This is a genomic window from Larkinella punicea, assembly GCF_003334855.1.
Taxonomy (GTDB): domain Bacteria; phylum Bacteroidota; class Bacteroidia; order Cytophagales; family Spirosomataceae; genus Larkinella; species Larkinella punicea.
The window spans coordinates 205415-218845 of record NZ_QOWE01000011.1 but is presented as its reverse complement, the minus strand read 5'-3'; the positions used below and the strand labels follow the sequence as shown (position 1 = coordinate 218845).

At 54.6% G+C, this 13431-nt stretch carries 3 protein-coding genes; all 3 read right to left on the bottom strand.

Annotated features, from left to right (window positions below):
* Positions 1 to 49 precede the first annotated feature (49 nt).
* Entirely contained in the window at positions 50 to 5296 is a 5247-nt protein-coding gene (locus tag DUE52_RS15310; RefSeq protein WP_114406897.1) for a non-ribosomal peptide synthetase, read from the bottom strand.
* A 23-nt stretch (positions 5297 to 5319) separates the two neighbouring features.
* Positions 5320 to 11979: a polyketide synthase gene (locus tag DUE52_RS15305; RefSeq protein ID WP_222930284.1), complete on the bottom strand. Its 6660-nt coding sequence runs from the start codon at positions 11977 to 11979 to the stop codon at positions 5320 to 5322.
* 80 nt (positions 11980 to 12059) lie between these two features.
* Positions 12060 to 13400, bottom strand: a complete 1341-nt coding sequence (locus tag DUE52_RS15300; protein ID WP_114406896.1) for a WcaI family glycosyltransferase — start codon at positions 13398 to 13400, stop codon at positions 12060 to 12062.
* Positions 13401 to 13431: the final 31 nt, after the last annotated feature.

Below are 13431 nucleotides of genomic sequence, written 5' to 3'. Positions count from 1 at the left end.
CGTATTTCCGGTTTGCAGAACTTGAGTCACACGGCAACCGTATGCCGGTTTAGCATTGATCCAGCACATTCTGCAGAATCCGGGCAAATTCCTTGTCGTTGGGTGGTGTAAATAAATTCATGTGATCGCCGGGGACGTCATGAATCCTGATGCCTTTGAGCGCAAACGGTTTCCAGCCCAGAAATTCGAAGTCTTTCTTGTAGGCAATTTGCTTGTTGGCCCGGAAAAGCGTGATCGTAACGTCCTGAGGAGCCAGGCGGTAGTTGCGGGCCGCAATCCGGTTTGTTTCATTGACTTTGTAATAATTGCCATGAAACACTTTCAGGTAATCTTCATTATACCGAATCCGGCGGTACCACTGATTGACTTTGCGTTTCAGCGATTCGGCTTTCTCTTTGATCGTTTCGCGGGGGTATTTTCGCAGCAGCGTAAAAATATACAGCCGCTCTTTCAGCAAGGTGGTCGAATCGGTCCACACCCGCTTTAACCACGGATCGTAGAAGTTCGATTGATCGGCATACGAATCGAACATCGCCAGCAACTTCACCTCTTTGCCCCGTTCTTTCAACTGCCTGCTCATTTCGTAGGCAATGATTCCGCCGAAGGAGTAACCCGCCAACGCATACGGCCCGTCCGGATTTTTGGCCATGATGGCGTCGATGTAATAGGCCGCAATGGCTTCGATGCTGTCCAGCGGCTCGTCGTCGCTGTTGATTCCTTTGGCCTGAAGTCCATAAACCGGCTGATCCGGGTGCATGTTGATGGCCAGGGTATTGAACAGCAAGACGTGCAAACCGGCCCCGTGGACGATGTACAGCGGAATTTTGGTCCCCTGCGGTTTGATGGGCACCAGCGAATCCCAGCTCACCGACCGGCCGTTCATGTGCAGGGTCGAAGCCAGTTTTTCGACGGTCGGGTATTCGAACAACAGCGAAAGCGGCAGTCGCTTGCCGGTTTTTTTCTCCAGCCGGGTCATCACCTGCACCGCAATCAGCGAGTGCCCGCCCAGTTCGAAGAAGTTGTCGAGTACGCTTATTTTCTCCAGCCGTAAACACTCCATCCAGATGTCGGCCACCAGCTTTTCGACGTCGGTTCGAGGGGCCATAAAATTGCTGCGGTTTTCGACCTCATCCAGCATCGGATCGGGTAACGCTTTCCGGTCTATTTTCCCGTTGGGCGTCAGGGGCATCCGGGCCAGCACCACAAAGTTGTTCGGAACCATGTAGTCGGGCAGGTGCTGCCGGATTTGCTCTTTCCACACCTGAAGCTGCTCCTGCGGAACCACCAGGTTGTGTTTGAAGGGGTTGCGGGAGACATCCATCAGCGACACGTTTTCGACCGGAATAGACGCAGGCCGGGCCGGAATCCGGTTCGGCTGGTCGTTCGGAATAAAAACAACGTCCACCAGGTTATCAGAACCGTCGCCCGCCCAGCGGACGTGCGTGGTAAACCGGTGTTTCTCACCCACCGCCCACAAGGTTGCCGGGTCGACGCTGACCGGCACGGGGGATAATTTTTGTTTGGCCTCCACCAGCAGGGTATCATCGCTCAGGGCGTCGATGTCCTGAATCAGCGTATAATCTTCAGCCGTGCGGCTGTTGAAAACATGGCGAAGTTGCAAAACCGCCCCGGAATGGGTCGAAAGACTCTGTTCGAGGTTCGTCAGGGTATAGTCGGGATTCCAGTCGATGACCGCATCGGCTTTGGCCACTTCGGGCGGATTGCCGACGTACAGCCAGATGTCGTAGTGGTGTTTCGTGGTTTCGTTCAGGAATTTCCCTTCGCGAAGCTGAATATCGACCGCCGAGATGGCGGGAATGACTTGCGGCAGAACGTAAAAATAAGCCGGGTCAGCCATGAGTTCATCTTCAATGAACAGCCGCCGGTCAATGATCTTTTTGAAGTCGGCGACGGTATTTTCGGCCGACGAACGGGGAAACTGATCGAAGGTGTGGTGCATCCGCAGGGTTCCTTTCCCCTGCATATCCCCAATAAAAATACAACCGCCCGGTGCCACTTTTTTAACGGCTTCTTCAATCACCCGCTGTAAATAAGTAGTATCCGGAAAATACTGGGCCACACTGTGAATCAACACCAGATCAAGCGAAGCGTCCGGAACGGCACTGAAATCGTCGGCATTGCCAACGGCGGTTTTCACATTCCGCCATTTGCCCGCATCCAGCGCCAGCTTCTCCCGCAGGTTTTCGATGGCCGTCGCCGAATAGTCCGTTCCGATGTAGAGCGTCGACGCGGGTGCCAGTTCAAAAAGCAACTGCCCGGCCCCGCAACCGACTTCCATGATCCGTTTAGGCCCCAACGCCCTGATGCGTCGGATCGATTGCTGCACCCAGTCGTCAATTTCTTCCTTGACGTCTTTTTTACCGCTCAACTGCTCGGCAATGGCCAGTTCAAGAACTTGCTCCGACGACTTCTGCTCCTTTTCGTGTTCGACCCCAACGTTGTAAATCATGTCCCAGCGTTCCTGCCAACTGGGGGCTTTATCGTTCGTGGGAACCGACTCCGGCACAACGTAGGCCACCAGCACCTGATCGCCCGAGCGGGTCTCGTGGGCAATCACCGCCGTTTCCTTCACCTCCGCGATGGTGCCGATGATGTTCTCGATTTCGCCGAGTTCAATCCGGTGTCCCCGGATTTTCACCTGATGGTCGATTCGGCCCAGACACTGGATTTCGCCATTTTCCAGAAATTTCCCCAAATCGCCGGTACGGTATAGGGTGCCGTCGGTCGATTTGTCAAACGGATTCTTCAAAAACCGTTCGGTGGTCAACTCCGGCCGGTTCATATAGCCCCGCCCTACGCCATCACCGCCGATGTAAATTTCACCCACTGTGCCAATCGCTACCGGTTTCAGAAATTCGTCCAGGATGTAGGCCTTCATGTTGCCGATGGGTCGGCCAATGGTGATGGTTTCGCCTTTCACAATCTGCTTGACGGTGGCCCAAACCGTGGTTTCTGTCGGGCCATACACGTTCCACAGTTCTGCACAGAGGGTCGTCAGTTTGTCGGCCAGGTCATTAGAGAGGGCTTCTCCGCCACAAAGTGCTTTCACGGGCAACGGACTGTTCCAACCGGCATCGAGCAGCATCCGGTAAGTCGAGGGCGTGGCCTGCACGATGCTAACCCGCTCGGAGCGAACCACATCCAGCAGCAACCGACCATCGCGGGCAACGGCCAGATCCACCAGCAGCACGGTGGCACCCACCACCAAAGGCAGAAACAATTCCAGTCCGGCAATGTCGAACGAGATGGTCGTAACCGCCAGCAACACATCGTCTTCGCCGATACCGGGGGCCGTCATCATGCCCCACATGAAGTTGACCAGGTTCCGGTGTTCGATCAGAACGCCCTTCGGTTTTCCCGTTGAACCGGAGGTGTAGAGTACATACGCCAGGTCTTGCCCCGCAGCCCGACCCACCGGTTCTACCTTCGACAGCGTTTTAGCATCCGCCAGGGCTTTTTCAATCACCAGTTCGGGCGACTCGCTTTTCAGCCGCCCCTGCTGACTGGCCGACGTCAAGAGGAGTTTGGCCGACGAGTCGGTCAGCATAAACGAAAGCCGTTCGTGCGGGTAAGCCATATCGAGCGGCAGATACGCGGCTCCGGCTTTCAAAACGGCCAGCAACGCGATCACCATTTCCGGCGAACGGTCGACGGCTACGCCGACAATATCTCCGGTCTGAATCCCGGTCTGAATCAGGTAGTGCGCCAACTGGTTGGCGGTTTCGTTTAACGTCCGGTAGCTGATTTCCTGCTGGTTAAACCGAATGGCGGTTTTAGTCGGGTATTTGGCTGCGGTTTGGGCAATGAGATCGTGCAGGGGCGTTTGTTTCGGATAATCCGCTTTCGTATCATTCCACTGATCCAGTTTCTCACTCAACCTGTTTTCCGAAGCAAATTGAATATCCCCGATCACCACGGACGGGTTTGCAACGACCGTTTTCAGGAGATTGGTAAAATCATCCATCAGCCGCCCAATCGTTTCCGCACTAAAAAGCTGCGTGTTGTAAGCACATTCCAGGGTCAGGGCTTTTTCGGAACCGGTGGCATTGAAAAACAGCTCGAAGTTTTCGTACGCTTTGGGATGGCTGATCAATTCGTGCGTCAGACCCTGAAAATGAACGCCATCATTCATTCCCATGTCGATGTTAAAAACGATGGGCACCAGCGGTATCCGCGACGCATCGCGGGGAATATTGAGCTTTCTGACCAGATCGCTGAAGGTGAGCCGCTGGTGTTCGTAGGCGTCAAAAACCGACCGGCGGCACGTCTTCAAAAAGTCGATAAAAGTGCTTTGCGGTTCCAGATGGCTGCGCAGCGGCAGGAGGTTGACACAGTTGCCCACCAGCCGGTTATTTCCGGTCACCGATTGCCCCGCAGCCGGTAGCCCCACGACAATATCTTCATGACCCGACAACCGGTGCAGCAACACTTCAAAAGCGGCCAGCAGGGTCGTCACAAAGCTGCACCCCGCTTTTAAACCCATTTTTTTGATGGCCAGCACCAGTTCACTGTCCATCGGATAATCCAGTCGGCCGCTTTCAAACGTGCGGGTTGCGGGGCGCGGAAAATCGGTGGGAAGGTCGAAAACCGGGACGTTCTCTTTGTATTGGTTAATCCAGAAATTCTCGATGCGCTGGTATTCAGCGCTCTGCGAAAAGTCGGCCTGTTCGATGGCGTATTGTGCAAACGAAGGTGCATCCGGCAGCGTAACAGGCATTCCCAGGACGTAGGCCGAGTAAAGGGCACTCAAGTCCAGCAGCATCGCTCCCATCGACCAGCCATCCCGCGCACTGTGGTGGGCGGTCAAAACCAGGCGGTGTTCGTCATCGGCCAGTTTGAATATCGCCGTTTTAAACAGCGGACCATTGAGCAGATCGAAGACGTGTAAGGTCTCTTTCTGGAGGTAATTGTCCACCAGAATCTGTTTTTTTTCGTCCGTTTTCGTCGAAATATCCAGATAGGGTACTGGTATCGCCAGTTCTTTGTAAATGCACAGATATTCCCCATCCCCGCTAAAAACCATTCGCAGTGCTTCGTGCCGATCGACCAGCATCTGGATCGCCCGCTCCATGGCAACCCGGTCGAAAACGCCTTTAAAGACGACCGACGTCAGCATGTTGTAAGCACGGGTGGCGTTGTCACCACCCAGCAGACAAGCCGTCCAGATTTCTTTCTGCGGTTCCGTACTGGGCGCTACGCGCGCAATTTCCGGTCCGGCAAACGGATTAAAGTCAACGGTTGTTGTCACGGTTGGGGTCGGTATATTTTCCGTCATCACACAAGCTGGTTTAGCGTACCTTATAATTTAATCTGTAAAAACGTTCCGGGTTTGTCGGGATTGGCGATAAACCAGGCGGGGTTTCCGTCCGTATCGCGACCCAAACGGGCTTCCGGAACGGGCGGTTCGTGGTAGTGGCCGGATGCCATCACTTTGTTTTCCTTCGGCTGACGAACCGGCGCAGTGGATTTGAAAATATCCGCATCGATCATTTCCTGAATGCATTCCCGGAACGCGGCCAGCACCTGATCAATTTCGGCATCGGTATGCGCTTCGGTAATGAAACACGGAAAACCGTCCCAGATGTGAATGCCTTTTTCGCGCATCAACACGAACAGCAGCTCGCCATACGGTATTTCTTCTTTAGGCTTGATTTTCCAGAGTGAGCCAAACTGGGCTACATACAGCGGAATCTGATGGCGGTCAAATTCGGCGTTTAACTCCCGCGCAATCCGTTCGGCCTTGTGGGTCAATCCTTTTTGCAAACCCGGCCCAACGTCCCGCAGGTGCAGCAACGAAGCCTTCGCCGTAGCCAGGGCGAGGGGATGCCGGACAAACGTACCGGCAAAATAGGTTACGCCTTTTTCGGGAAATGATGCGTCGCCGTATTGCCAGAAACCACCGTCGAGCACATCCATGTAGTCTTTATGACCCGCAATGATCCCGATCGGAATGCCACCGCCCACCACTTTTCCGTAGGAAGCCAGATCGGCTTTGATGCCAAACATCGCCTGTGTTCCACCGGGATGCATCCGAAAACCGGTGATGACCTCATCGAAAATGAGCGCGGTTCCCGACGATGCGGTGATGTTCCGAACTTCTTTCAGAAAGTCGATCGGCACGAATTCCGGCCGACGGCTCTGCACCGGCTCCACCAGCACAGCCGCCAGTTCGTGCGCCCGTTCCCGGATAATTCTCAGACTTTCGTCCGTGCCGTAGTCCAGTATCAGCATGTTCTGAACGGCCTCGGGCATGATGCCCGGTGCGGCCGGAAACGACTTCAGTTTTTTGGTCCCCCGAACAATCACTTCATCGACAATGCCGTGGTAGGAACCGGTGAAGGCCACCACCAGCGAGCGTCCCGTAACCGTCCGGGCCACGCGCATGGCACCCAGTACGGCTTCGGAACCCGTGCTGCACAGAGCCGCCCGGTCGAAACCGGTGAAGTCGCAAATTAACCGGCACACCTCGCCCGCCAGTTCGTGCTGTGGGCCGATTTCAAAGCCCTTTTCGATCTGCTCGTGCAACGCCTTCTTCACAAATTCGGGCTGGTAGCCGAACATGTTGGAGCCAAACCCGTTGAGCATATCGATGTATTCGTTGCCATCAACATCCCACAACCGACTGCCCTGGGATTTATTGATCACGATGGAATAGACCAGTTCTTTGGTCAGCGGTTTGAATCCCGAAACCACCCGCGGGTCGGCCATGTAGGCCCGGTGCGCCTGGTTGTAGTGTTTACTCCCGCCGGTTTTCTGGTTATACCGACTAATCAGTTGTTGCAGGAAATTCCTTTGTTTCGGGCTTAATTCCGTACTCTGACGCTCAATCCGGGCGCTGGCCCCAAACGGTTTTTTGATTTCAATTTCCTCTTCCGGCGTCAAATCCGGCGTTTTTGCCTCAACCGCTTCACCTTTCAATGTACTCCCGTTCAGGTTGGTTATGGCGGGCACAGCAGCCTGAGATGGCAGCGACGCGGGTTGACTCCCCTGCATTATGGCAATCTGTCTGGCCAGAATCTGCACTTGCTGGGCCATTAAATCCAGAACCGTATCATTCGTGCCGACGGCGACGGCTGCCGGAACGTGATGGGCCGGTGACGGAGCCAACGGCTGCGGAATGGGCTGCGAAACTGGTTTTGGCGCGTAGTGTTCCGCTGGTAACGTCTGATCCAGATACGCAACCAGACTGTCGATCGTGGCGTATTCTTCATTCAGTTGCCGGAACGTGATGGGCAGACCAAATTCTCTCTTTAAGGTGATGGAAACCTGGGTAAGCAGCAACGAATCGAGTCCCATTTCCAGAAAACTCAGGTCAGGCAGCACGCCTTCCATTTCAAGGCCGGAGGCTTCTTCCAGCATTTCTTTGACCTTATTGATCAACACGTCTTTTCTCATCACGATAGGGGGGGATATAGTAGTATTCGTAACCGGGCCGTCCATTGGCAAAATCGCAAAAGCCGACCCGTCCGGGGGATTGACAACTGGCAGCGGGGGTGCAATGGGGTCAACCCAGTAGCGTTTTTTATCAAAAGCGTAAGCCGGCAGACTGACTTTCACGCGGTTTTGGTTCGAATAAAAGGCTTTCCAATTGGGTCCCAGGCCACTGATCCAGAGTTGCCCCAGAGCTTTCAGGAGGGATTCATACTCCGACTGTGCGCCTTTTTTATCCAGACTGGTGATGATGGTGGACGGTCGGGAACCAGCCTGCTGACGGGCAAAGGTCGTCGTGGCATTGCCGGGGCCGACCTCGATCAGCAGCGGTTGATTGAGAATAATAACAGACTCCAGGGCATCCGAAAAGCGCACGGTCAGGCGTAAATGTTTCGCCCAGTAATCTGGGTCAGTCGCCTGCGCATCCGTCAACAATGTGCCGCTCACCGTAGAGACGATGCGCTTTTGGGGCGGGTTCAGCACCACCTCGTCAACGATTTTTCGGAACGAAGCCACCACGGGTTCCATCATCACCGAATGAAAGGCGTGGCTCGTCTGCAACACCCGGTTCGGAATTCCTTTTCCGTCCAGAACGCTGGCAAAAGCCGCAATGTCTTCGTCGTGACCAGCCACCACGCACAGTTTTTGGCTGTTGATGGCGGCAATCGACAACGGCTCAGGCATGAGGGTTCCGATTTGATCGGCTTCCATTCGAACCGATAACATGCTTCCCCGGGGCAGTTCGCTCACCAGCCGACCCCGAACGGCAACGAGTTTCAACGCATCGGCCAGCGAAAAAACGCCCGCCAGATGAGCCGCCACAAACTCGCCAATGCTATGTCCGCACAGCAGCGACGGTTCAATGCCCCAACTCATCCACAGTTTGGCCAACGCATATTCGGTTACAAACAGGGCAGGCTGGGTAAACCGCGTATTTTTTAGTTTCTCTTCGGCTTTGCCATTCACTTCTTCCGGGTAGAGGATCGTCCGAATGTCGACTTCCAAATACGTGTTCAACGCTTCGGCACATACGTCGACGGCCTGCCGGTAGACGGTTTCGTTTTCGTAGAGTTCGCGCCCCATGTTCAGGTATTGCGAACCCTGACCCGGAAACATAAAAACCACCTCACCCGGTATTTCTTTGAGCGATTTTACTTCGTGTGAAGACCCCGAACTGGTCCGCAGTTTTTCGGCCAGTTCGTCGGTGGTGGACGCTACCGCAAACCGCCGGTGCTGGAAAACCGCCCGGGTGGTTTGCAGCGAGAAGGCTACATCCGCCAGATTCAGGTGGCGGTTTTGCTGCAGATGGTTCGCCAGAATCGGCCCGTACAGATCCCGGCTGGCGATTGATTTGGCCGACCAGGTAATCAACTGCACCGGTTTCTTCGTTGCCGGTTCGGCTGCGGTTTCAACCGGTATTTCCGTGGGATATTCTTCCAGAACGACGTGGACATTCGTGCCACCGACGCCAAATGAGCTAACACCGGCCCGGCGGGGATCGGACGTTTGCGCCCATTCTGTCAAGGCCGTATTCACGAAAAACGGACTGTTGCCGAAATCGATCGCCGGGTTGGGGGCGCTATAGTGAATGGATGACGGAATTTGTTTGTGACGCAGCGCCAACACGGTTTTGATAAAACCGGCCACCCCGGCCGCCGTGGTCAAATGGCCCATGTTGCTTTTGATGGACCCGATGGCGCAGAACTGGGTGGCGGTTTGTGCGCCAAAAGCCATTTTCAATCCCTCGATTTCGATGGGATCACCAATTGGCGTGGCGGTTCCGTGGGCTTCGACATACCCGATGGTGGACGGATCGACGCGGGCATCCTGGAGCGCCATCGCAATGGCTCCCGCCTGTCCTTCGGCATTCGGAGCGGTGAAGCTGCCTTTGCCACCCCCGTCATTGTTGATGCCAACGCCTTTGATCACCGCCAGAATGGTGTCGCCATCCCGCCGGGCGTCTTCCAGCCCTTTCAGCAACACAATGCCTGCCCCATCGCTAAAAACCGTACCCCGTGCGTCGGCACTAAACGGGCGGCAGTGGCCGTCGTTGCTCAACATGGCCCCTTCCTGGTACAGATAACCGCTGTTGATCGGCTGGGCGATGGCCGCGCCCCCCGCCAGCGCCATATCGCACTGCCCGTTCCGGATGCTGTCGACAGCCTGGGCAATGGCCAGCAGCGAGGTCGAACAGGCCGACTGCACCGTAACGGCCGGGCCGCGTAGGTTCAGCGCATACGCCGTGCGGGTGGCGATGTAGTCTTTATCGTTGGCCGTCATCACCTGAAAACTGCCAACCCGTTCCACCAGCTCCGTATGCGGCAGCACGTTGGTGTAGTAATAGGTGTTGTTGCGACAGCCGCCGAAAACGCCGATCGAACCGTCATACTGTTGAGGGATATAACCCGCAATTTCCAGGGCTTCCCAGGCAATTTCCAGGAAGATGCGGTGTTGCGGGTCCATCAATTCTGCCAGGCGGGGGTTGATGCCGAAGAAGGCCGGATCGAATTCTTCGGGTTTGTTGATAACGCCCCGGGCTTTGACATAGTCCGCGTCGTTCCGTAATCGGGGGGAAATGGACGAATCCAGTTCTGCTTCGGTGAAGAAGTGAGTCGTTTCTTTTCCTTCTTTTAGAAGCGTCCAGAGGGCTTCGATGGAATCGGCACCGGGGAACCGCCCCGCCATGCCGATCACGGCAATGTCCTGCGTTGCTGCTTTTTCTTTGCGCTTCAGGGTCTTGCTTTGACTCACGTTCCCGGTTCCCAGAAAAACCGCAAGGGCCCTGATGGTCGGCTGCTGATAGAGTTTTGTGATGGGGACGGTGTAGCCAAATCGCCTTTTTAAACCCGCTACGGCCGAAATGGCCAGCAACGAATTACCGCCCAGTTCGAAGAAGTTATCATCCCTGCCCACCTTATCCAGTTGCAGGAGTTCGGCCCATACGGTTTCGATCTGGCGCTCCATTGTTGAAACCGGTGCCGTATAAACGTCGGGAAATGACGCCCGTTCGAATCGCGGTTTTACCAACGCTTTTTTATCCACTTTGCCATTGGCCGTCAATGGCAGGGAGGCCATTTGAACGAACAGGGACGGCAGCATATACTCGGGAAGTTTGCTGGCCAGATACTGGCGGATGGCCCCGTTCGTAATCTGGCCGTTAACCACTACGTAAGCGACTAATCGCCGTTCGGTCGTCCGGTCGTCCTGCACCATGACGGCGCACTGTTCAATCGCTTCATGCGCTCCGAGGACGGTTTCGATTTCACTCAACTCGATGCGATGCCCCCTGATTTTGACCTGATCGTCGATGCGACCGATGAACTCAATGGTTCCATCGGCCCGGTATTTGCCCGTATCGCCGGTTTTATAAATCCGTTCCCCCGGTCTGGTACTGAACGGATTGGCACTAAATTTCTCCGCTGTCAGCGTACGGTTATTGAGATACCCGCGCGCCACGCCCGCACCACCGATGTAGATTTCGCCCGGAATACCAACGGGAACCCGGTTTCCATCGGCTCCAACGATGTAGATTTCCGTATTGGCAATCGGTTTGCCGATGGGCACGACTTCCAATTCGGCCTCCGCCGGATACTGGTATTGAATCGAACTAATCGTTGCTTCAGTCGATCCGTATTTGTTATAGAACCGGACCAGCGAACTCCAGGATTGGGCCAGATCGGGCGGGCAAATTTCACCGGCGGCAACAACTCTTTTCAAACTGCCGTAGGTCGCAGCGGGAATGTATCGCAATAAACTCGGCGTTGAATGTAAGTGCGTGATGCGTTGCTCCCGAATCACGCGCACCACTTCATCGGGATTGAACAGCGATTCTTTGCGGATCAGCACCAGTTTCGCGCCATTGCAGAGCGCCAGAAAAATCTGTTCGACCGACGGATCGAAGGCATAGTTGCTGGTTTGCAGAATGGCGTCATCTTCCTGAATACCAAACTCCTGCGATTGATTCTGGATGAAGTTACTCAGGTTCCGGTGTTCGATCAAAACCCCTTTCGGCTGGCCCGTCGAGCCGGAGGTGTAGATCACATAAGCCAGATGATCGGGCGATGGGGCGGTTTTTATGGGTTCCGTCGGTTCATTCGCGATCGTTCCCCAGTCGGTGGTCAGACAGATCGATTCAACCTCCTGGTTGTGTTTGGGCAGCACCATACCCGAAGCCGAATCCGTCACAACCAGTTGGGCCGCTACATCGGACAACAGATACTGAATGCGTTCCGCCGGGTATTCGGGGTCGATGGGAACGTAGGCCCCACCCGCTTTCAGAATGCCCATGATCCCGATCACCATTTCCAGCGAACGGCTGACACAGATCGGCACCAGGGTTTCTGCTTTTACCCCTTTTTTTTGTAAAAAACCGGCTAACTGATTCGACTTTTCATCCAGTTCCCGGTAACTGAGCTGACGGTTCTCAAACTGCACGGCAACCCGATCAGGCGACTTTCTTACCTGCCCGGCAAACAAGGCGACCACGGTTTTGTGCAAATCGAAACTCATTTTTGAGAACTCGTCCATGTTAATCAAACCGGTTGAAAGTGTATGCTCAGGCTATTATTTGTCAATTACTTACCAGATTTCTGCGTATGGCTTCCGGCTTATCGGGCAATTCCCTCCTTTTCTATATCCGTTTCCTCGCTCGCAAAACGCGCCTTAAAAACGTCTTCCGCAAGTGCCGTTTCCGGGAAAACCGGTGATGCCTTGCAGGACGGATCGCCAATTTTGAGCAACTCCCGCATAAAATCACGCAATGTCTTTTCCTTGTTCAGGTACGTTTCCGCGTAGGTTCTTGCATTGCGCCGAAAAGCCGTCAAATCCGAAAGCAGGGCTTTGTCGATGGCGTCTTTCAGGGCTTCAGCCGATTCCGGTTCAATCAGAACGCCCATGCGGTGGTGCTGTACGACATCATGCAAAGTCGTTCCCGGAACGGCAGAAACCAGGGCGAAACCGCCGGCGGCCAGAATTCCGGTTAATTTTGACGGCAGAACTAAATCGGAAGCCGATTTTTTCTGCAATACGAGGTGAATATCAGCCGTCGCCAAAAGGGCTGACAACTTTTCATACGGCTGCAAGGGGTAAAATTTCACGTTCGTTAAGGCATACTCCCGCACGAGCGTTTCCAGTTTGCCCTGTCCCCCACCGGTTCCGAAAAACAAAAACTTCACATCGGGTTGGCTCACGAAGGCGCGGGCGGCCTGGATGATGATTTCCAGGCCCTGTTTTTCGCCGAGATTTCCGGAATAGAGCACGACTTTGTCCGAAGGCAGCAAGCCCAGTTCGGCCCGCAGCGATTGCGTTGGTGGCAAGGGTTTGATGTACGCCCCATCGACCCAGTTCGGAAACAAAACGCACTCGGATTGAATCCCTTTTTTCAGGGCTACTTTCCGCACCATTCCCTCGCTGATGGTCGACACAACCCGGCTCTGCTTCAGAATATGGGATTCGACCCGAAACATGGTTTGTAGAAAATGGCGGTTTTTGATCATGTCCAGTTCTTTGGCCATATCGATCTGCAAGTCCTGAATATGGCACCAGAGCGGGACGCGCCGGATCTGGCTGTAAATCGTTGGCACCAGGCCCAGATGAAACGGGGGAGCCACGCAGATCACCACATCGTAACGCTTCGTAAAGAAGATCCGCAGCCAGAAAAAAAGGCTGCTGAGTACGAATGAAAACTCGTGCAGAATGCGCTTCAAGGCCGTTACCTCACGCGGAACATACAAGGGGCAACGGTGTACGCGTACGCCCGCAATCCGCTCGGTATGCCATCCCTTGCGCTTGTGCGACGCCTGAACGGCCCATTCGGGATAGTAGGGCATGGCGGTAATGACGTCAACCTCCTGATTCTGCTGAGCCAGCCAGGCGCCCATTTCGCCCGTATATTTCCCAATTCCGATGAGTTCGGGTGAATAATTGATGCCGTAAATGAGTATTCTCATGAAAAGAGCGTATAAGCCGACAAAACCGGAT

Bases quoted from the DNA above. Each gene is read 5' to 3' on its own strand.
- DUE52_RS15300 (WP_114406896.1), bottom strand. From the start codon at position 13,400: ATGAGAATACTCATTTACGGCATCAATTATTCACCCGAACTCATCGGA.
- DUE52_RS15305 (WP_222930284.1), bottom strand. From the start codon at position 11,979: ATGGACGAGTTCTCAAAAATGAGTTTCGATTTGCACAAAACCGTGGTC.
- DUE52_RS15310 (WP_114406897.1), bottom strand. From the start codon at position 5,296: ATGACGGAAAATATACCGACCCCAACCGTGACAACAACCGTTGACTTT.